Raw genomic sequence first — 22,920 nt, forward strand, 5'->3', positions numbered from 1 at the left:
AGCACATGTTATGTTTATCTACATTTCAGTAAACTACAATAATGACCTATTATTATGGATTCAACCATTTATTTCTAGTTTTTCTAAAAATAATCTGATAACTTTTTGTATTAATTGTGCCTTTAATGAACTCTTTTAGCTTACCGATAAAAAATCTTAACAACAATACCCATATCTCTTGCTTTAACATTATTTTCCATGTTTATGTCATGCCATTTTTTAGTCTATACATCTGTTTCCAATCATCATATCATTTCACATTTATGCTAGATAAAATGAATAATGGCTTGATGTAGATTTTTCAATAACATTAAAATTTTGTCTAGCATTTTATTTTGTAAATGCTTAGGGTGATAGATAGACTGCACGTCTACCTATCATCCTGTTTATAAAGCTATACAAAAAGGGAGTGGGAAAAAACTAAAAATTTTAGCCTTTCGATTAACATTTGAAAAATTGAAAACAGCTTAGAATCAACGTTTCTGATAACGTCATTATAAGCTGTTTTTTATTTTTAAGACTTTTTCCCCAGTCCCTTTTTACTTTTTTATAATGTACTTGGCATTTGTCCAGTTTCAAATAACGCCTTAATAGTTGGGCCATCAATCGTTTCAAACTCTAATAATTTTTCTGCAATTAAATCTAGTTTTGTACGGTTAGCCATTAAAATTTCTCTAGCTTTTTGATGTGCTTTATTCATTATTTGAATAACTTCATTATCAATAGCATGTGCAGTTTGATCTGAGTACACTTTTTGAATACCTTGCCCTGGTACCATCTCTACTCCGTAATCTACCATACCTAACGTTGAACTCATTCCATATTTCATAATCATGGCACGCACAATTTCTGTTGCTTGCTCAAAGTCATTTAATGCCCCTGTTGACGGTTCATTAAATATAATTTCTTCAGCAGTACGTCCAGCAAGTAAACCGACTACTCTATGGAATAATTCTTCTTTTGAAACAACGACTTGATCTTCTTTAGGTAAAGAAATAACATATCCTGCCGCACGTCCACGGGGTACAATCGTCACTTTATGTACTTCTTCTGCTGCATCAAGCACTAATCCAGCAATGGCATGTCCTGCTTCATGATAAGCAACAATACGGTTTGCTTTTTCTGTACGTTTACGATCTCTCTTAGCTAAACCAGCAATAATACGATCCTGCGCTTCGTTAATATCTTCCATTTCAATTTGCTTTTTATTTAAACGTGCAGCTATTAAGGCAGCTTCATTTAATAAGTTTGCCAAGTCTGCTCCTGCAAATCCTGGTGTTTGTTGTGCAACTGTTTTTAAAACAACATCAGATGCTAATGGTTTATTTTTAGCATGAACCGCTAAAATATCTTCTCTAGCTTTTACATCTGGATTTCCTACCATAATTTTACGGTCAAAACGTCCTGGACGTAATAAAGCAGGGTCTAATACATCTGAACGGTTTGTTGCAGCGATAACAATAACACCACCCTCATTACTTTCAAAACCATCCATTTCAACAAGTAACTGATTTAGTGTTTGTTCACGTTCATCATTACCACCACCCATACCAGCTCCACGTCGACGACCAACGGCATCTATTTCATCAATAAAAATAATAGCTGGTGCTGTTTTTTTAGCTTTTTCAAATAAATCTCTAACTCGACTTGCTCCTACACCGACAAACATTTCAACAAATTGTGAGCCTGAAATAGAATGGAATGGAACATTTGCCTCACCCGCTACTGCTTTAGCTAATAACGTTTTACCTGTCCCTGGAGGCCCTTCTAATAATACACCTTTTGGTATTTTTGCACCTAAGGCTGTAAAGCGTCTAGGGTCTTTTAAAAATTCAACAACTTCAATTAGTTCTTGCTTTTCTTCATCTGCTCCTGCAACGTCACTAAAACGAACATTGCTTGGTTTACCTTGTGTATCTTCTGGACGTAAGCGACCAAAACTCATTGGATTTCGTCCACCATTACCTCCCATATTACCCATAGCATTAAACATAAAGAAACCAATAATAAGAATTGGAATTAAATTGATAGCTAGTGTTATCCAAATACTTGCATCACTTTCAGGAAATTGTCTAACGATAACATTATGCTTTTGTGTTAAATTTGCTAACGTTTCTGAAAGGTGTTCTGAATGAATAACGTATAAGTTAAATTTTTTTACTTTTGTTTGCTTTGTACCAAATAAAGTATCTACTAAATTGGTTTGTGGTGTTTGGCTGTCTATAGCTTCTTTAAATTCACCAGATACATTCATTCCAGATCCTGCTGATTGTTCATTTAACTTAGACACATTCCCTTTTTCAAGTTGTGTCACAAGCTCCGTTAGTGTAATGGGTTGTTCTTTCTCAGATCCTACGCCACTGATCATTGAATAAAATCCCCAAATAACGACTATAAATAGAAATATGTATAAAATATTTCCACCTAAAAAGCTCTTTTTCTTCATACGTTCCTCCTATACTTAAAACTATTACCATAGTTTTTAGATATCTGTTATATATTAGCATAAAATACTGAAAAAAACTTAAAAAGTGTCTTTTCTTTCATAAAATCAGTCTTTAGTCCAATATTTCTCTTTGATAAACTGATTCTTTTAATACACCAATATACGGTAAGTTACGGTATTTTTGAGCATAATCTAATCCATAGCCAACAACAAATTCGTTCGGAACTTCTAATCCGACATAATCAGCTTTCAAGTCAACTACACGTCTTTCTGGTTTATCTAAAATAGTAACCACTGCAATAGATTCTGCCTTGCGATACTCAAATAGTTCTTTTAATTTTAATAAAGTTCTTCCCGTATCTACAATATCCTCAATCAAAATAAGATGACGACCCTCAACTGAAGTATCCAAATCTTTAATAATTTTAACATGCCCTGAAGACTCTGTTCCCTCGTAATAACTGCTGACATCAATAAAATCAATTTCCATTGGAATAGGCATGTGGCGAACTAAGTCTGTCATAAACATAACTGAACCACGTAGTACGCCTACAACTAGCGGATTTTTATCTTTATATTCTTTGCTTAATTGGTTTCCTAATCTTACTACGCATTCTTCTAATTCTTCACGTGTCACTAGTACTTTAGCAATATCTTGTTCTATCATGATGTTTCTCTCTTTCTATAATTCAAATAATATCGTATTGTTATTTTATCAGTTTCTTGCTGTTTAGACAATTTTGTTAAATCTGGATGTAAAATAGCTAGTATTTTCCCTTGTGAATCAACAGCCAATAATATATTTTCTCGTTGATACGCTGGAATTTTTTCATCAATTAAAATACGACTAATTTTTTTCGTATGATATTTCAACTGAAACGTATCCCCTGTTTTTCTAGGGCGTAATGTAACAGGGAGTTGCTCTTTACACACACCAACTAATGTATCGTTTGTTTCATACTGGCTTAAATACACCGTTCCTGTATCTTGAACATACTCGTTTTCCAGTACAATTGAATGCACATGTTCACTCTTTACAGTAGTTAAAAAGATGTGCTGATACGACACAACGCACCACATGTTTTCTTTTAAGCGTATCCTTTTTTCCCCGTCTTGTTTTGAAAGAAGCAATAATAATTGATTAACGCTATATCGTTCTAAAACATCATTATCAAACAGCCACTTTGCAATGATTTCTTTTTGCATTGGAACGGACAATTTCAATAATGCGTGTTTATTTAACTGGTTGTCTTTGCAAACTTCAGGATATACACACGCTACACTATCTTTTACAATACTTAAAACGTCTTTTAAATCATTTGAAAAGTTGATAAAATGCTCGCCTAAGTTCTCTTGTTCTCTCTCTAATTGCGGCACAATTAAATGTCTAAGACGATTTCTAGTATAGTTTAAGCTCTCGTTTGTTGAATCGACAACATGTGAGACTTGCTCTTTAAGAGCATATCTTTCAATATCTTTTTTAGTATACAACAACAATGGTCTAGCCAGCACACAACCATTAGTCATCTGTCTAAATAAAGACATACCCGAAATACCTTGTAATGAACTTCCACGCATCAGTTTGAATAAAATTGTTTCAACTTGATCTTGTGCATGGTGTGCCGTCACTAAATAATCACAATGAAATTGCATAAGAATGTTATCAAAAAAAGCGTACCGATACTCTCTTGCCTCTTCCTCACTTCTAAGATGCTGGGGTATATCTGTATTGGTATAGAAAGGAATATGATGTATCTTACAAAACTGTCTAACATGTTCAACATCATTAGCTGAATCTACTCTCATTCCATGATTGACACTTGCCACCATAAAATTTGGACGTTCTTGACTAGGTAATTGACTAAATAAATGCAATAAAACCATTGAATCTATTCCCCCTGAAACAGCTAATAAAAGTGTATCTGTTGACTTCCAAAAAGGTGTTAGCTTCATGTTTTCCAGTCCTTTCTTTTATCAATTATTTCTATTCAAGTGATAAAACATAAGAATCGCATCAAAAAATTGATGCGACAATAAACATCTTGTTAGCTTCTGCGGCCGCCCCGACCGCCACGTTTTCCTTCAGTATTGCGTTTCAATGACAATAAACGTTCATCACTATCTTTTAGAAAAGCACTCATTAAAGCATCAAAATCTTCTGTTTTCTTTGCTTTATTAGGTTCTGAAAACTTAGGCAAACGACGTTCCTGCTTAAATTCAAACTTATTTGTTTGCTCTTTTTGTAACTGTTCTTTTTTCTCCACTGCTTGACGAATAGAAAAACTAATTTTACCGTCTGGAGCAACTGCAACAACTTTAACCTCAACAACATCTCCTACATTTAACACATCTGACACGTTGTTAATAAAAGTATCGGATACTTCACTAATATGAACTAATCCTGTTTCTCCTGTATCCAATTTAACAAATGCTCCAAATTTTGTAATACTAGTCACTTTTGCTGATGACTTATTCCCTATTTCTAATACCATAAAACGATTTTGCCTCCACGCACAATTAATTTCCTGTTGAATCTCTTCGTGCTTTTTCCTGTTTCAATAAATTATTTTCTTCAAGGATATTAAAAATGATTTCATTAGGCAAACTATAATGCCCTCGACTTCTCGCCAATTTCAACACATAATTATCATCTTGTAACATATCAACTTGTGCTTGTAGTTCAAGTTGCTTTACATTTGCAGCACTTTGTTGTGCTTGAACATCTTGCAATTCTCTTTGTAAGTTTTTTGTCTGCTCGACATTTCGCCAGATTTGTAGAGCTAAGACTATTGCAAAAATACTCGTTATTGCAATCCAAATAAACACTCGATTCGTTGGTTGACGTTTCTGAATTTTTTGTGCATCTTGATTCATCTATATCCTCTCCTTTCTAATTTATCTCACCATAAAAAGTCTTCAACAAAATTATAGCAAATTTATATTTTTTGTCCACGCTTAACTACACATTTTCAATGAAAAAATAAAATATTTTTCCAAAACCATTTGAACATGTCATTTTAAGGCATGTTTTTCTTAAAATAATCACTTCTTGCTTTTTTCTATACTAGTCATTTTAAAATCTCATTCTCAAAAAAATCTTTCAAAATAAAAATGGACGTTTTCAAATAATAAAAACTGTGAGAAATCAACGTTTATCCTCACAGTTTTAAATATCTCACTTCAGACAATGATTAGTTTTTCCAGCACCATTTTTTAAGAATCTTTTTTAGTTAGATGTAACATATGCCTAGCTTTATTTTACACCTGCTTAATCTTTGCACTCAAAATGGCAATAAAACTATTTTATACCTTTTTTCTAATGGTTAACAGTTCCTTATAGACAGCACTTTACTCTAAATCATTTTATATATCTTTGAATACTTCAAAACGCCACTTTATCTACTAGTCGTGACTTATCGATTTCTTATTTTCACTTCTTGAGAAGCTTTTGCATCCATCAACACGCTGTATTGTACATGCACGATTTTGACAAGGCAAATATAAAAATAGAAAAATTATTTTTGGTTTTTTTATTAAATATTTTTCCTAACAATGCGCTGACAATAGTTTACATGCACTAAACACAAAAATCATACGAAATTCAGTGGCTCTACATCAATAGAAATGTATATTTGTTGTTTTGCTACATCTTGAGCATATTGTGCAATTTCTTGTAATGCCGAGTGAATATGTGATTGATTTTTGTATTTTAAAATAATTTGAAAATAGTATTTATTATTCATGCGTGCAATAGATTTCACACTTGGTCCTAGCACATAAACAGAATGATCTAGATGCTTAGTTAACATATTTTTTAAAGTGTATGCTGCTTTTAGTGCATCTACTTCTTTAGTATGTGTTATCGTTATAGCAGTTGTATAAAAATAAGGTGAGTATTTTCCTAAATGTCGCATAGACATCTCTTTAAGATAAAATTGCTCATAGTTTTGGCTTTTTGCTAACTGGATAACATAGTGTTCTGGATTGTACGTTTGAATAACCACTTCTCCACTTAATTGTCCACGTCCAGCTCTGCCTGCAACTTGAGTTAACAATTGATAAGTTTTTTCTGCTGCTCTAAAATCTGGAAGATTTAATGCCGTATCAGCATTAATGACACCGACTAAAGTAATGTTAGGAAAATCTAATCCTTTTGCTATCATTTGTGTACCCAATAAAATGTCTGCTTCTTGATTACCAAAAGCACGTAATAGTTTTTCATGCTGTCCTTTTTTACGTGTCGTATCAACATCCATTCTAATCACTTTAGCATGTGGGAATAAGGTATTCAACTCCTCTTCTACTTTTTGCGTTCCAATTCCAAAATAACGAATATCTTTCCCAAAGCATTTTGGACATTGATTTGGTATAGCCTCTTCATGTCCACAATAATGGCATTTCATCTGTTTGGTATCCATGTGTAAGGTTAACGAAATATCACAATTTGGACACTCTACAACATAACCACAATCTCGACACATAACAAAAGAAGAATAGCCTCTCCGATTCAATAATAAAGCAATTTGCTCTTTTTTAGCTAATCTCTGCTCAATACCTTGACAAAGCACTTTAGAAAAGACACCAAAGTTACCTGTTTTACTTTCTTTAGTCATATCTACAATTTGCACTTCTGGCAAAGGTTTTTGATTGGCTCTTTTGTGTAGTTGTAAAAATTGATACACATGCTTAGATGCTCTTGCACGTGATTCTAAAGAGGGAGTAGCACTTCCCAAAACAACTGGACATTGATGATATTTTCCTCTCCAAATAGCAACATCACGTGCGTGATACCTAACGGTATCCATTTGTTTATATGTACTCTCATGCTCTTCATCTATAATGATAATACCCAAATTTGTCAAAGGAGCAAAAATAGAAGAACGTGCGCCTACAACAATATCTGCACGTTGCTCTTTGATTTTAATCCACTCATCGTACCGCTCGCCGTCCGATAAACCCGAATGCAATACTGCAACTCTTTTCCCGAAACGCCCTTTAAAGTGTTGCACCATTTGTGGAGTTAGTGCAATTTCAGGAACAAGTAAAATAGCTGTCTGTCCCTGATTTACAACATCTTCAATAAGTTGTAAATAAATTTCTGTTTTTCCACTACCCGTTACTCCCTCAATTAAAAACGTTTGGTGTTGATGTCTTAACACATCATGTCTAATGGTTGTATAAACATGATGTTGTTCTGCATTTAATTGTAATTTTGTTGTTTCCTTAAATTGATGTGTTTTGTAAGGATCTCGTTCGTCCACCTCTTCAACAATGCGTATCCATCCTTTTTTTTCAGCAGCAGTAAGCGTCACATGTGTCACACCTTGTTGCACTAAATCATGGACATCAATTACAGGGTTATCCATTAAAAGTTGTTTTAACAACTGTAATTTAACTGCATTAGCACGTGGAGTCATCTCTTTAGGTTCAATTAAGCACGTGACTACTCGTTTCATTTTATGTTTGGCTTTATTATCTACATTATATCTAAGACGGATATGCCCGCTTTTTTTCAATTTAAGCATGCTTGCTGTTAATTGCTTTTCTTCAATCTCTTCCCAAGCAATCATTTGTCTTTTTCCTAAAACTTCATACAATTCCGTCGGTTTTAACCATTCAATATATTTAGAGTAGTTAGCTTTTAATAGTGACGGTAGCATAACTTTATAGCAATTAATAGTAAACGCAAATAAATTTTTCGCCAAATAATCTCCCAATACAATTAATTCAGGCGTTAATACTGGCTCAACGTCTAAAATATCTTCAATTTCTTTTAATGGCATATCCATTTTGCTGCTTGCCACAATATCAACGATAAATCCTTGAACATAACGTGTGTTAAACGGTACTTTGATGCGGTATCCTATAGTCAATTGGTCACTTAATTTTTCAGGTATATAGTAATCATACGTTTGATTAGTTTGACTACTTGGCACATCAACGATAACTTTTGCAATTTGCAACACACTCACCTCAATCCATTATTCTCTGTTCTCCTACCTATTGTAACAAAATTACTATAAAATCACTAATAATACAATGCTTTAAATTTATCTTCTAAAGATTGATAAACACTTTGACAACTGATTACTGTTATGTTTGCTTGGGATAAACAATTTAAATACGGAGCAAGTTCTCCTATTATTATAATTTTATTATCTTCTTGTTGATACTTTAACTGTTGAATCTTAAAAAGTGCTACAGCTTGTTCTAATCTATCAACTACCAAACTATAACGTTTATCATTGAATTTGATAATATCAAGTTTTTCCAACTGTCCTTGTTTAAGGAAAAAAGCTTCGTCTGTTAAATCTTGAATTAATGAAAGCTGATGTGTTGATATAATTTGCGTTATTCCTTTTTCCTTATTTTGACGTACCAATTCTTTAAATGCAATGATTTTACTTGGATCTAATCCATTTAAAGGTTCGTCCATAATCATACACTTAACATGTGGTAAAGACGCCATAGCAATAAGTAAATTTTGTTTCATTCCTAAAGAATAACTTCCAACACGTTTATATAGATAGTCTGTTAATGCTAATTCATCTGCAATATGAAAAATACGTTCTTTTGGTAAATCGTGAATATGTGCTAGAAAGGCTAAATGGTCATATCCACTTAATTGTGGATATAAAGTACTATTATCTTGCAAAAAACTAACTGATTTAAAAATGCGTTCATCGTGATTAGGCATTGTCCCAAAATGTACTGTTCCATTATAGTTTGTATCTAAATTGACCATAATCTTCATTAATGTTGTTTTCCCTACTCCGTTAGGTCCAATTAAGCCAATGATACGACCACTTGAAAATGTAACATCTAACTGATGAAAAATTTGCTTGTTTTTATAAGATTTACATATATTTTTTAAATGAATATCCATATATACCACCCCAATTTATAAATAAAATCTATTTTTTATGGCGATTATTTTCCAAGTGCCAACTTATTGCACCCAATATCAAACAAGTTATACCAACTAAACTTAGCACTATACACCCTAAATAAACGTTAATAGACGGATTATTGCCTTGAACTTGCAGCCAAGCATCTAAAGTATCGCGTTGGTTCAAATAAAGAAATGGCGAAAACTCGATACCTTTAACTTTAATATAATGCATTGACAAATAATACCCTCCTATGAATACTGAACTTGATACTAATAGCATTGCGTATCTATTTTTGATCCATACACCAATAAACTGCATCATACTACTCACAAAAAAGAGTTCTGCAAGAGTAAGCAACACAAATTGATACAAATAATCACCTAAATGGATAAAATGAAAAGAATATACTGTTTTTTCTAAGTATCTTGCACTAAAACCTGCATAATTTTCTGCTAGAGCAACTTGTTTACTATCAAATATAAAAATTGGATAATTCAAATCCCCAAGCCCTCCAAATAAAAAACTAACTAAAGTATAACCAATACCTATGAATACAACTATACTGATTAGTGCTAACCACGTACTCTTCACTTTTTTCCAATATATTTTATTTCTCTTTTGTGGCAATAGTTTTAAAAAGATGATTGTTTTTAAAGGATAATATTCATCTGCTAAAGTCATGACACTAATGAACAGTATCAAAACAACAATAAATAAGAAAATATGCCTTTGAATCAAAAAATATACACTATAATATGTCGTATTACTAATCCGATTATACCCCATGTAATGATTTGTTAATTGGATTGGTGCAAATACTGTATCTTTTAATAACGGTGTTAACTGATGTTCTTCAATCTCTTTTAACTCTTCGTAAGCGATTATCTGACTTAAATCTATATTTCTTTTATACATACGATCCTTAGTGAATAGTTCGGTATTATCAATACGATTGTCTTGTTTACGAAAATCAATGAGATCAGACCATTGAAATGTTTGTGTATCAATTTTTCTGATAAGTTGCTGATGATTTTCTAAATCTTGCTTATATTGATTGTAACTAAAATACAAAGCTTCCCAATATTCTGATTCACTCATTTTCATCCACTCTTTAAACGTCTGTTGCTTATCGGTACGTTGATTATAATCATCTTCTCTTTCTTTAAACAAATCATTTAATGTTTTTTCAATATCTATCTCTTGATAAGTCACATTTTTCTGGAGTACTTCTACATTATGAACTAAATCTTGTCTAAACATTTGTAATGCTTGAGATGTATTTAATTGAACAATCCCATAACTTCCACCGACTACACTAACCAGTAATATCAGAAAGCCTCTTGTACTTTGTAAAGCCAATCTTTTTTTCCACTCAAACCAGTATGAATATACTTTTTTAGGTAAAGGCATTGATAACGTTTTATACTTTTGCTTACGTACAGTTGCTTTTATTCCCCATGTATCTAAATAATGACATCTGTATAAAGCAATCAAGCAAATCACTAACACAATCATATATATTAGTCCGTAAACTAATGTGTTAGGGATATACACCCATTGATTAAATTGGAATATAATAGATACAGGATTTCCCCCTTGCCAATGCTCATTTGGTAAACAAATGACACAAAATAAACATAAAAATATGAGTACCACAATATTTTGGTCAACACTGCTACATAACTTAACTAATATTAAACTACACACATGTAAGAACAATACAAAACATATCCATGCAATGACTTTTAATATTATAATTTTCCATATTGGATACACAACAATCTGATCAGCATAATGAATAATATACGGATAAAGTAAAGTGTTTGTTTTTTGACTAACTAACATAGGCAAGAAACTCATTAAAAAAATACTACAATACACACCAACAACTAGACATAAAGACCAACTATACTGGTTTAAAATCTTCTTCCTTTTTAACGGCAAAGTATATAAAAACATAAATTTTTCAGTTTCTTTATCGTTATAAATTGTTAACCCAAATATCGCAATAATAAGAAATGCCGTACTAAAATGAAATAAAACTTGTGCAACTTGTAAAGGAAATAGTGCATTATCAAATGGATATTCGTCCTCGATATACGGCAAATGATGTGTCACTAAATAGTCGTTAAACGCTAATTCCTCGTCTACATCATTTAAAACAGTCACATCATATTGATTTTCTTGAGAAAACAAGTGATAATATGTGCTCATTTCTGGAGCAATTGCCAATTTTTTTTGTTGTAGTGCCATAAGTAATGTTAATAGTGTCTGATACTCTTTCAACAAATGCTTCTGATAATCTTGAAAATAAGGCACAGGGGTCAGTGCATGTTTTTGTTCTAGGCTATCTAGCCTATTCTGATTTAACTCCATATTTTCTTTAACTTGATTAGTTAAGCGTACTAGAGTCTGTCCATTTTGTAAAACGTGATACATTCCTTTACCTATAATAAATCCACTTAATACTACACACAGCATAATAAATAATTTTTTACGAACAGTATGTTTAATCACTTGTCTAAACCACAACATATATTTTCCTCCTAACTAGATTAAAAACACCACCATAAATCTGATTTTTCACTCGATTTATAGTGATGTCACAATACTATTAATATATATGTGGAATTGAGGAAACATCTAAATATAATCAAAAGTATAGTATGTTTACCTTTGTCATATTAATATCAACTATTTCCCACATTTCCCCTATCAAAAATAACACTCCTCTAAATCTTATATAGTTACTTATTATCGTCTGCTTCCTCATATTTCAATGGAGCATAATGAGGTGCTTCAGCACGCTGTTTTAATAATGTTCCTTTAAATAAATGCTGCCCATATTTATTCATCTCATACGTTTTGTAAATATAACCTACATACCCTTTATATTCTATCCAAATAGCGTTACGTTCTGAAAATGACCACATACTATAATGGTATTCCCGAGATAATGTAACTGCACTAGTTGCTTCGACTTTTTGATAAGATAGATTACTTAACCCTACTATACCTAAAGAACATACCACTACACACGTTTTTATTAATTTATTCATAAATATTCCACCTTTTCAACTATTCTTGCAACCGATTATACCACCCACTCTCATCATAGTCAATGTTTTTTATAATCTATTTTTCATTTTTGTTTATTTATCTTTTGAAAAATCATAATATATTTTATTAAACAAAATTCAAAAATTAAAATATGATAATATTTATTAAAAAACATGTCCACAATCCCAAATCATAACAAATCACTAATTAGTCACCACCCTCTACTAGCTTTGTACCAACTCCATTCATGATGTATTTATCCTCATTTTGTATCACATAATTTTGGTAGTTTTATAAAATATTATATAGACAGTATTAAACATCAATAGAATTTATATGATTAGGTTACGCCTATTTATTATATAAGATGTATAAAATTTAAACGGATTTAAATCAGATTATGTTAGGGAAAAACAAAACCTACGAGGAATCAATGCTTATAAGCATTGATTCCTCGTAGGTTTAAACATATCGCCTAAGATCTTCTATTGTTCACTTAATGTGTACATAATTGATTTAAAGCTATTTTTGAACTATTTAGTTCATGAAATGATATATTAAATTAGAATTTATTACCTATTTACTAATAAACTGTAAAATACATTTTCTCTTCTAATTTACGTCTTCAACAAGAACACGTCTTGGTTTAGTCCCTTCTGCTGGACCGACAAAACCTTTTTCTTCTAAATCTTCCATTAAACGTGCAGCTCTATTAAATCCAATTCTAAAACGACGTTGCAACATTGAAACACTAATGTAATCTTGTGTTTTTAAAAATTCTACAATTTCTCCAAACAGTTCATCTTCTACATCATTTGATGATGTATCATCATTTTCTGTTGGTATCATTTCTTCAACATAATTAGCTTCCTGCTGTGCTTTCACAAACTCAACAACTTTTTCAACTTCCTGATCAGATAAAAACGCACCTTGCACACGAACAGGTTTATTTTCTCCCATAGGCATAAATAGCATATCCCCTCTACCTAGTAGTTTTTCTGCTCCGTTACTATCAATAATCGTTCGTGAATCGATACTACTTGATACAGCAAATGCCATTCGACTAGGAACATTAGCTTTAATCAATCCTGTAATAACATCTACAGACGGTCTTTGTGTTGCTAAGACCATGTGGATACCAGCAGCACGTGCCATTTGTGCTAAACGAATAATCGCAGCTTCAACTTCATTACTTGCAACCATCATTAAATCTGCTAATTCATCAACAATAACCACAATATATGGCATTTTTTGTAGAGTATCGTCTCCTAATTCATCAACCTGATCATTATATCCAGTAATGTTTCTCATTCCAGTTTGTGCAAACAACTCATAGCGTCGCTCCATTTCAGCAACAACTTTTTGTAACGCTTGAGCAGCTCGTCTTGGATTGGTCACAACTGGCGTTAACAAATGAGGAATACCATTATACACATTTAACTCTACTTTTTTAGGATCAATCATCATTAATTTAACTTCATTAGGTTTAGCTTTCATCAAAATACTAGTAATCATGCCATTAATCGCAACAGATTTCCCACTCCCTGTTGCACCTGCAACTAATAAATGGGGCATTTTAGATAAATCAGCTACTTTTATATTTCCGGAAATATCTCGTCCTAATGGAACTTCTAATTTTGATTTTGAGTGAATATTATTTTCAATAATTTCTCTAAATGATACCATACTAATGTTTTGATTAGGCACTTCAATCCCTACATAAGATTTTCCAGGAATAGGTGCTTCAATCCGAATGTCTCTAGCTGCTAAAGCTAAAGCAATATCATCTGCTAAACTAACAATTTTACTCACTTTTACGCCAACTGCAGGCTGGATTTCAAATTTTGTAACTGATGGACCTAAATTAGCAGAAATAACGCGTGCATTAACACCAAAACTTTTAAATGTTTCCTCTAATAACTTACTATTTTTTTTAATTAAATGATATTCATCGGATTGATCACTTGCTTCAATTTGATTCAATAATGTGACAGGTGGCAATACATAATGTTCATTATCTTGTTGAGACTGAAAAGTCACACCCTCCTGTTCATCTTGTATATCATTCTCCTCACTTTGTTTCTCTAAATCTTGTTTGATCTCCTGAGTATGTCTAACGTTCTGTTTGTTGTTCTCTTGATTTGAAACTGGTGGACTTGGAGAAAAGGCATTAATGATTAAATCATCTTCTTTTTCTGACTGATTATCTTCTCTTTCTGGTTCCTTTGTACTTGTTTTAATAATCTCTTGGACACCTTGCTTTAAATTCGCAATAGTTGGTTTCTTCTTCTCTATTTTTTTAGGACGATTATTTAATAAGGCAATAACATCTTGTACCGTAAAACCACTCAATAAAAAAATAACCGTTAACGACAACAACATAAGAATAACAAAAGTTCCTATTTCACCAAATAAAAATATAAATATATTAGCAAATATCGCACCTATTATCCCACCACCAACATTATTAGCCACTCGATTAGATAATATATCGCTTATCAACGCGTCCCATGTTTTAGATAACAGTTGTGTTTCTGATGGAAATCCTAATAATGTAAACATGATAAGTCCTGTCACTAAAAATAGAATTAAGGCGAATAATTGCTTAAATGTGAAAGGCAATTTGAATGATTTTTTTAGCACATAATAACATGCATATACAAAAATAATGACCGAAAACACATGATATAAGTTTCCTACAAAAATTCTCACACTATTTGCTAAAAATATTCCGATAAACCCCCATGAGAAAAATGCAAAGAGTGCAGCTATCATCAGAGCAATTGCCACATACTCTACTTTAATAGATTTCACAGATTTATTCGTATTCCCCCGTTTTTTCTTTTGCAAAACTATTCACCTCAATGATTCTAAACTTATTTTTATTATTATATCATATCTTTGTATCTTTTGATAAAAATATAGTATAATACAGGTCTACTAATACGTAAAGGAATGACAATATGAATTTTAAAACTCTTACTCGTAGAAGCACATTGCTCATATTTTGTGCGTTGTGTTTAGTTGGTTGCGTGGAGCGAACAGTTGATGGTCAACCAACAGGATTAATTTGGACTTTATTCGGTTATCCAATGGAACAAGCTATTCGTTGGTTTGCACAATTATTTAATGCACAAACAGGAAGCTATGCCTGGGGCATTATTTTTGTAACTATAATTGTTCGTATTTTTTTAACGCCTATAAACCTTAAAATGATGCGTAAAAATGTTATTCAACAAGAACGATTATCTTATGTTAGACCAGAAATTAATCGTCTAAATGAACAAATGAAACACGCAAAATCTACTCAAGAAAAAATGGCTGTTCGTCAAGCTATTACTGAAGTACAACAAGCCGCTGGGATTAATCCTTTTGATATGGGCTGTTTACTTATGCTTATACAAATCCCAATTGTTTCAGCCTTATTTTATGCCGTTAGCTCTTCTCCAGACATTACAAAAGATATTTTCTTTGGTATAGAGTTGAATAAACCAAGTTTACTATTAGCCATTGTATCCTCTGCATTTTACTTACTTCAAGGGTTAATTTCTCAATACGGTATGCCTGCTGAACAAAAAGCTGTTGGACGTAGTTTAGTGCTAACAAGTCCAATTTTAAACTTTTCTTTTGCTCTTGTTGCACCAGCAGGAGCTGCTCTATATTGGACAATAGGTGGAGTTTTTGCTTGTTTAACAAGTATCTATTCAACTTTTGTACAAAAACCACGATTAAAAAAAGAAATTGCTTTGGAGTTGGAAAAAAATCCTATTGTGTTGCCACAACGTAAGGACACAACACCTCCTCCAACACAAACACCTACATTAAACACCAATAAGCCTCGTCGTAATGAAGGTAAACAAAGAAAATAAATGGAATTACATTTTCCATTCATCATGTAATCTAATTATTTGTATCGCATGGCATGAAATCCAAAAAGATTTCATGCCATGTTTGCAATTAACTTAACTGTTTATATGTCATGCATAAGTCAATCTCTAAAGCTAATGTTTTACAGTATGATACCCATTTTTTTATCACATTTACCAACAATTTCTTTCTTGTAATCCATTTATGTACTGGTCTTCTTTTTTATATTGTTCAGTCTTCATATTCACTAAAGTAGAACGTCTTTCAAACACTAATTTTTCTTGTGTGACCATTAATAATACTAACGTCCCAATTGCTGCTGATAAACATAAAATCATAAACATCTCCAAAATATTTAATAAAACCATCGTATACCTCCGTTGACAATTTGTAAAATTATAACATCATAATACATTGTTATTTACATTTTGTCAACATCAAATATTTACTTTTTGTCAATTTTTTGTTATAATAGTTTCATCTTATATAGAGGAGCTTGTCATGAAAAAAAACATTTTACCTGAAATGATTGATACATTTAGAAAAGAACGTCATTTAACATTAGAAGAATTAGGTGAAAAATTAGGTAAGTCTAAATCGGCAATTTCCCGTTGGTGTAAGGGAGATAGGAGTCCAATGATTGACGACTTAGAAAAATTAGCTGAAGTTTTTCAGACTGATGTCATTACTTTATTGTATGGTAAAAAAACCGTTAGTGTATCAAAACATTTTGCAGAAATTATTACACGTGTAAAAAAAATGACTCCACAAGAGCAATTAGATGTCTTAACATTTATTAAAAGTCGCCAAGTACTCCCACGTATTCCTATTCAAGTTGTTGAAGCTTTAGCAGCTGGAATTGGCTATGCCTATGGAGATAATGAGACCACTACGCTTTATACAAATCGAACAGACTTAAAAGCATACGATATTGCCAGTTCTGTTACAGGTGACAGTATGGAACCTCTTATCAAGAACAATGATGTTGTTCTCATAAAAAAAGATAGACAATTTATTAGTGGAAATTTATTTGCTGTAGATTATGACGGAAAATCTTACTTGAAAAAAGTATTTTTTGAAAAAGACTATCTTCGCTTAGTATCAATCAATGACAAATATGACGATATTCTTATTCCATTACATACTCAAGAATATTTAAATATCGTTGGAGAAATCGTAGATTGGTTTACACCAGTAGAATAATGGTTTATAATAGCAAAGATGCGATACTATTTTAAATTTTTTATAAATCATATTTATAGATTGTACTGTTTAAATGTTAGTCATCACATAAGTAAAATGGATTTTACTTTATCTCTTATACAAAATATTATTCCAACTACAAAGGGGACATCATTATGGCAAACTTTGCAATTGTAGGTGCTACTGGAGTTGTAGGCACTAAAATGATTCAACGCTTAGAAGAAAGTTCTTTAACCGTAGATAATCTCTATCTATTTGCATCAAAACGTTCAGCAGGTCAAATGCGTACTTTCCGAGGAAAAGACATTATTGTGGAAGAATTAACTGAACAGTCATTTGATCGTCATATTGATTATGCTTTATTTTCAGCAGGTGCGAAAACATCTCTAACTTATGCACCTATTGCAGAAGCAAACGGTGTTATTGTCATTGATAATTCAAGTGCTTGGCGAATGAATGCGGATATTGATTTAGTTGTTCCAGAATGCAATAAACCTACTCTACACCGTAAAATCATTGCAAATCCGAATTGTTCTACTATTCAATCAGTTGTACCTTTAGGTATACTTCATCAAACATTTGGGTTAAAACGTGTTGCTTATACCACGTATCAAGCAGTTTCTGGATCAGGTCAAGCAGGTATAAATGATTTGATCAATGGAGCTAATGGACAGAAACCTACTAACTATCCTCATCCAATTTATAATAATATTTTGCCACATATTGATGTGTTTGATGAAACAGGTTATACAAAAGAAGAAGTCAAAATGATTAACGAAACACGCAAAATTTTATCATTACAAGATAATATTGCTGTCACAGCAACATGTGTACGTGTACCTATTTTAAATTCACATTCTGTTGCCATTAATGTCACTTTAGATAAACCGGCAACTATCGAACAAATTCGTCAGTTGTTTTCTACAACATCTGGCATTGTATTAGTTGATGACCCTCAACAAAATGAATATCCTATGCCAATTTACGCAACTGGGCGAGACGAAGTTTTTGTAGGTCGTATCCGAAAAGATTATTCTTTGCCTAATTCATTCCATATTTGGTGTGTAGCAGATAATATTCGTAAAGGTGCTGCAAGCAATACTGTACAAATAGCTGAATTTATTGAGCAAAACAAAGCACTATATCCTGCTTTACATTAATCATCCAAATAAAAATAGAATGTTAGTTAAAACAAAGTGAAAATCTATTGGATTTCATCACATTATATTGATTGAAAAAATAGAATGTCTTTACTTAGTCATATAATTCTAATTGTGTTCATAAACTTTTTTGTTCACTAACACTATTTATTGTGCATCAAATCCATATAACAAATTGCATGGTATCTTCACAAATTGAAGAGATACCATGCTTTTTTACACTTTTAAATAAACTCTATAATATAGGTTATGCTAGCATATTGCATAGAATTAAAAAGTATTTTCCACTCTAAAATACTACTCGCTTGAAAAATAAAAAATCTATCAACTAATGAAATAATCTTAAACAAAACACTATTATATCTTTATTTAAAGCATTTAGCATTTTTTTAACATTCATACGCTTTACCCAGACTATGCTCAAACAGTTTATGTTTACTCATCATAGTATGTAACAACATTTTTATACTACTTCCAATTAAAAAATGACCCCAGAAACGTTGTTTTTACAACGTCTCTGGGGTACATCTATTATTATAGAAAATGGGATTATACGTCTAATAATTCTTTTTCTTTTTCAGCAGATAATTTGTCTAATTCTTTTGTTGCTTGGTCTGTTAAGTCTTGGACTTTTTTTTCTGCTTGACGTAAATCGTCTTCAGTAATGTCCTTAGCCTTTTCTGCTTTCTTTAATTCATCAATAGCATCACGACGGATATTACGAATAGATACTTTGGCATTTTCTGCTTCTTTTTTAACTTGTTTTGCAAGTTCTTTACGGCGTTCTTCTGTTAATGGCGGAATAACCAGACGAATAACATTTCCGTCATTACTTGGTGTAATGCCAATATCACTTTGTAGAATTGCACGTTCCATATCTTTTAAAATACTCTTATCATAAGGAGTAATTAATAACATACGTGCTTCTGGAACAGAAATTTGTGCCATTTGATTAATAGGAGTTGGCGCTCCATAATAATCAACACTTAATCTATCTAATAGACTAGCATTAGCACGACCTGCACGAATAGCACCTAGTTCACGTGATAAGGCTGCTTGCGCTTTAGTCATTCTTTCTTTAGCTTTATCTAAAATAACATTAATCATTTTATTTTATCCTCCTTTTAGGAATGCTTTTTTCTTTTTTATTTTATCATATTATCCTAATAGTTGCTGATAAAAAACTTTAGTATGATGCATTTTTAACGACTGTCCCAATATTTTCTCCAAGTACAACTCGTCGAATATTGCCTGTTTCATTCAAATTAAAGACAATTAATGGAATATCATTATCCATACTTAATGAACTTGCTGTGGAGTCCATAACTTGTAAACCTTGACTGATAACATCTAAATGTGTCAATTCTTCAAATTTAATAGCATCAGCATGCGTTCTAGGATCAGCATTATATACACCGTCTACATTATTTTTTGCCATTAAAATCACATCAGCATTAATTTCTGTTGCTCTTAGAGCCGCTGCTGTATCAGTTGAAAAATACGGATTTCCTGTTCCACCAGCAAAGATAACCACTCTATTTTTCTCTAAATGACGAATTGCTCTACGACGAATATATGGTTCAGCAATTTGTCTCATATCTATAGATGATTGTACTCGAGTAGGAACACCAATATTTTCTAAAGTATCTTGTAAAGCTAAAGCATTTAAAATAGTCGCTAACATGCCCATATAATCGGCTTGAGCACGTTCCATTCCCATTTCTGATCCAATATTTCCTCTCCAAATATTTCCACCACCAACAACTATAGAGATTTCAACACCTAAGTCATGAATTTCTTTAATTTCTTTGACCACTTCTTTAATTGTTGGAGGATTAATACCAAAGCCTTTATCTCCAGCTAAGGCCTCTCCACTTAGTTTTAATACTACTCGCTTATATTTAGCTTGAACCATAATACTTTTCCTCTACTTTCTATAAAAAAGCCCCCATAATGTTTAGGGGGACTATTTAATACTACCAATACTCGTTTAATTATTTTTTAACTTGGCTCATAACTTCTTCAACAAAGTTATCTACACGTTTTTCGATACCTTCACCTACTTCAAAGCGTACAAATGAAGCCACTTTTGCACCTTTTGTAGCAACATATTGAGCAACTGTTTGGTCTGGATTTTTTACAAATGGTTGATCATTCAAACTAATTTCTGCTAAGAATTTATTTAAACGTCCAACAATCATTTTTTCAACGATTTCTGCTGGTTTTCCTTCGTTCAATGCTTGTTCTGTCAATACTTTTTTCTCATGTTCTATTTCATCTGCTGATACTTGGTCACGAGAAACATATTTTGGATTAATTGCAGCAATATGCATAGATACATCTTTTGCCATTGCTTCATCATCTGTACCATCTAATACACTTAATGCAGCAATACGTCCACCCATGTGTAAATAAGCACCAAATGCTTGTGTATCTTCTTTAGTTACAACTTCAAAGCGACGTAATTCAATTTTTTCACCAATTGTTGCTGTTGCTTCAGCAATAACTTCTTTTAATGGTGTGCCGTTTACATCTAAAACTAACGCTGCATCTAAATCTGCTGGTTTTTCTTTAGCAATTAATTCACCGACAGTTGCAACTAATGTTTGGAATTTATCATTTTTTGCCACAAAATCTGTTTCAGCATTTACTTCAATCACAGCTGCTGTATCGCCATCAACATAAATTGATGTCAATCCTTCTGCTGCAATACGGTCTGCTTTTTTAGCTGCTTTTGCTAAACCATTTTCACGCAAATAGTCAATAGCTTTTTCAATCTCACCGTCAACTGCTACTAATGCTTTTTTAGCATCCATCATTCCTACGCCAGTTTTATCACGTAATTCTTTAACTAATTTTGCTGTAATTTCTGCCACTTGTAAATCCTCCAATTTTTCATTTAATTTATTTTTCAAAAAAACTGTCTTAAAAATTATTGAAAAGATAATTCTTTTTCATTTCTAAGACAGTCATGCATTTTATATTAAGCGTTGTCGCCTTCTACAACTTCAACGATTTCTTCTAATGAAGTTCCTTCTTCTTCAACAGGCTCAAAGTCTTCTGTGGTTACTTGATCTTCACCTTGATTTGCTTCGATAAATGCGTCTGCCATTTTCGCTACAATCAATTTAACTGCACGAATTGCATCGTCATTTGATGGGATAACAACATCAATCTCATCTGGATCACAGTTTGTATCAACCATAGCAACGATTGGAATGTTCAATTTTTTAGCTTCTTGAACCGCAATTCTTTCTTTACGTGGATCAACAATGAACATCACATCTGGTATTCTAGGCATATCTTCAATACCACCTAGGAATTTTTCTAATCTTTCTTGTTCTTTTACTAATGCTGCCACTTCTTTTTTAGGTAATACATCAAAAGTTCCATCAGTAGCCATTTCTTTAATACGTTTTAAACGTGCAATACGTTTTTGAATTGTATTCCAGTTTGTCAACGTTCCACCTAACCAACGGTGATTGATATAGTATTGACCTGAACGGATTGCTTCGTCTTTTACAGCGTCTTGTGCTTGTTTTTTAGTTCCAACAAATAATGCAATACCACCATTTTGAGCAACTTCATGCATATATTCATACGCATCATCTACTAATTTTACAGTTTTTTGTAAATCAATGATATAAATACCATTTCTTTCTGTAAAAATATAACGTTTCATTTTAGGGTTCCAACGACGTGTTTGATGTCCAAAATGTACCCCTGCTTCTAGCAATTGTTTCATTGAGATAACTGCCATAATAAAATTCCTCCAATTTTGGTTTTTTCTTCCTTAGATTTTAGTAGACACACCCATTAGGCACCGTATCTTACAATATTTTCTAAGTGTTTTCTTGGTTCTTTGCAACCTAAATCATTATATCCAAAAAAAGACTAAAAAACAAGTCTTTTCTCTGGATTTATTTATTTTTATCAATCGAATGTGATAATGTCTTAAAGTAATCGAATGACAAAATGTCCCAAAATGATAAACTAGAGATATGAAAAGGATAGAATTAACAGTGAATGAAATAAAAAAATATAACGTCATCAAAGCCGTTCATCATGGCAAAAAAACAAAACAACGTGCCTGTGTTGAATTAACTTTATCATTAAGACAAATTAACCGACTACTTAACAATTATGTTCAATTGGGTAAGTCAGCTTTTTCTCATAAAAATAAAAAACGCTCTCCAAAGCATAGTCTACCTGAATCTACTAAAACTTTTATTGTAGAACTATACCAATCATTTACCAATTTAAAACCTAATGTTGTTCATTTTACTGAAAT

At 32.1% G+C, this 22,920-nt stretch carries 18 protein-coding genes and 1 pseudogene; 4 read left to right on the top strand and 15 right to left on the bottom strand.

The window, feature by feature from the left end:
* Positions 1–547 precede the first annotated feature (547 nt).
* The 10 genes from ftsH to E4T68_RS02775 all read right to left on the bottom strand — a co-directional run bounded on the left by ftsH (position 548) and on the right by E4T68_RS02775 (position 15,249).
* Positions 548–2,446 (bottom strand): ATP-dependent zinc metalloprotease FtsH, encoded by a 1,899-nt coding sequence (gene ftsH / locus E4T68_RS02730; RefSeq protein ID WP_135123881.1) that lies wholly within the window; start codon positions 2,444–2,446, stop codon positions 548–550.
* A gap of 112 nt (positions 2,447–2,558) precedes the next feature.
* Positions 2,559–3,113 carry a hypoxanthine phosphoribosyltransferase gene (gene hpt, locus E4T68_RS02735; protein ID WP_135123883.1) on the bottom strand — a complete coding sequence of 185 codons (555 nt, stop codon included), beginning with the start codon at positions 3,111–3,113 and terminating at the stop codon, positions 2,559–2,561.
* Positions 3,110–4,399: a tRNA lysidine(34) synthetase TilS gene (gene tilS / locus E4T68_RS02740; protein ID WP_135123885.1), complete on the bottom strand. Its 1,290-nt coding sequence runs from the start codon at positions 4,397–4,399 to the stop codon at positions 3,110–3,112. Before tilS ends, hpt begins: the two co-directional genes overlap by 4 nt.
* A 92-nt stretch (positions 4,400–4,491) precedes the next feature.
* Positions 4,492–4,938 (bottom strand): S1 domain-containing RNA-binding protein, encoded by a 447-nt coding sequence (locus tag E4T68_RS02745; RefSeq protein WP_135123887.1) that lies wholly within the window; start codon positions 4,936–4,938, stop codon positions 4,492–4,494.
* Positions 4,939–4,963: 25 nt separating this feature from the next.
* Positions 4,964–5,320, bottom strand: coding sequence for a septum formation initiator family protein (locus E4T68_RS02750; protein WP_135123889.1), 357 nt, complete (start codon positions 5,318–5,320; stop codon positions 4,964–4,966).
* 716 nt (positions 5,321–6,036) lie between these two features.
* Positions 6,037–8,412 (bottom strand): primosomal protein N', encoded by a 2,376-nt coding sequence (gene priA / locus E4T68_RS02755; RefSeq protein ID WP_135123891.1) that lies wholly within the window; start codon positions 8,410–8,412, stop codon positions 6,037–6,039.
* A gap of 62 nt (positions 8,413–8,474) precedes the next feature.
* Positions 8,475–9,332 carry an ABC transporter ATP-binding protein gene (locus tag E4T68_RS02760; RefSeq protein ID WP_135123893.1) on the bottom strand — a complete coding sequence of 286 codons (858 nt, stop codon included), beginning with the start codon at positions 9,330–9,332 and terminating at the stop codon, positions 8,475–8,477.
* Between the two features lie 28 nt (positions 9,333–9,360).
* A complete protein-coding gene (locus tag E4T68_RS02765) occupies positions 9,361–11,874 on the bottom strand; it encodes a hypothetical protein (protein ID WP_135123895.1) in 2,514 nt (837 codons plus the stop codon).
* 212 nt (positions 11,875–12,086) lie between these two features.
* A complete protein-coding gene (locus E4T68_RS02770) occupies positions 12,087–12,398 on the bottom strand; it encodes a hypothetical protein (RefSeq protein ID WP_135123897.1) in 312 nt (103 codons plus the stop codon).
* A gap of 613 nt (positions 12,399–13,011) precedes the next feature.
* Positions 13,012–15,249, bottom strand: coding sequence for a DNA translocase FtsK (locus tag E4T68_RS02775; protein ID WP_194185076.1), 2,238 nt, complete (start codon positions 15,247–15,249; stop codon positions 13,012–13,014).
* A gap of 113 nt (positions 15,250–15,362) precedes the next feature.
* Between E4T68_RS02775 and yidC the strand changes: the two genes are divergently transcribed.
* Positions 15,363–16,268, top strand: coding sequence for a membrane protein insertase YidC (gene yidC, locus E4T68_RS02780; RefSeq protein ID WP_135123899.1), 906 nt, complete (start codon positions 15,363–15,365; stop codon positions 16,266–16,268).
* 171 nt (positions 16,269–16,439) lie between these two features.
* Here yidC and E4T68_RS02785 read toward each other — a convergent pair whose 3' ends face one another.
* Positions 16,440–16,634, bottom strand: coding sequence for a hypothetical protein (locus E4T68_RS02785; RefSeq protein WP_135123901.1), 195 nt, complete (start codon positions 16,632–16,634; stop codon positions 16,440–16,442).
* 133 nt (positions 16,635–16,767) lie between these two features.
* Between E4T68_RS02785 and E4T68_RS02790 the strand changes: the two genes are divergently transcribed.
* Positions 16,768–17,469, top strand: coding sequence for an XRE family transcriptional regulator (locus tag E4T68_RS02790; protein ID WP_135123903.1), 702 nt, complete (start codon positions 16,768–16,770; stop codon positions 17,467–17,469).
* A gap of 155 nt (positions 17,470–17,624) precedes the next feature.
* Positions 17,625–18,629, top strand: coding sequence for an aspartate-semialdehyde dehydrogenase (locus E4T68_RS02795; RefSeq protein ID WP_135123905.1), 1,005 nt, complete (start codon positions 17,625–17,627; stop codon positions 18,627–18,629).
* 549 nt (positions 18,630–19,178) lie between these two features.
* Here E4T68_RS02795 and frr read toward each other — a convergent pair.
* The 4 genes from frr to rpsB form a co-directional block, all read right to left on the bottom strand.
* Positions 19,179–19,736: a ribosome recycling factor gene (gene frr / locus E4T68_RS02800; protein ID WP_135123907.1), complete on the bottom strand. Its 558-nt coding sequence runs from the start codon at positions 19,734–19,736 to the stop codon at positions 19,179–19,181.
* 79 nt (positions 19,737–19,815) lie between these two features.
* A complete protein-coding gene (pyrH, locus tag E4T68_RS02805) occupies positions 19,816–20,544 on the bottom strand; it encodes a UMP kinase (RefSeq protein ID WP_135123909.1) in 729 nt (242 codons plus the stop codon).
* Positions 20,545–20,623: 79 nt separating this feature from the next.
* A complete protein-coding gene (gene tsf, locus E4T68_RS02810; protein ID WP_135123911.1) occupies positions 20,624–21,505 on the bottom strand; it encodes a translation elongation factor Ts in 882 nt (293 codons plus the stop codon).
* 107 nt (positions 21,506–21,612) lie between these two features.
* Positions 21,613–22,389, bottom strand: a complete 777-nt coding sequence (gene rpsB, locus E4T68_RS02815; protein WP_135123913.1) for a 30S ribosomal protein S2 — start codon at positions 22,387–22,389, stop codon at positions 21,613–21,615.
* A gap of 241 nt (positions 22,390–22,630) precedes the next feature.
* Between rpsB and E4T68_RS02820 the strand changes: the two are divergent.
* A pseudogene (locus E4T68_RS02820) lies at positions 22,631–22,920 on the top strand (helix-turn-helix domain-containing protein); the annotation flags it as partial.

The organism is Granulicatella sp. WM01 (assembly GCF_004570605.1).
GTDB lineage: Bacteria > Bacillota > Bacilli > Lactobacillales > Aerococcaceae > WM01.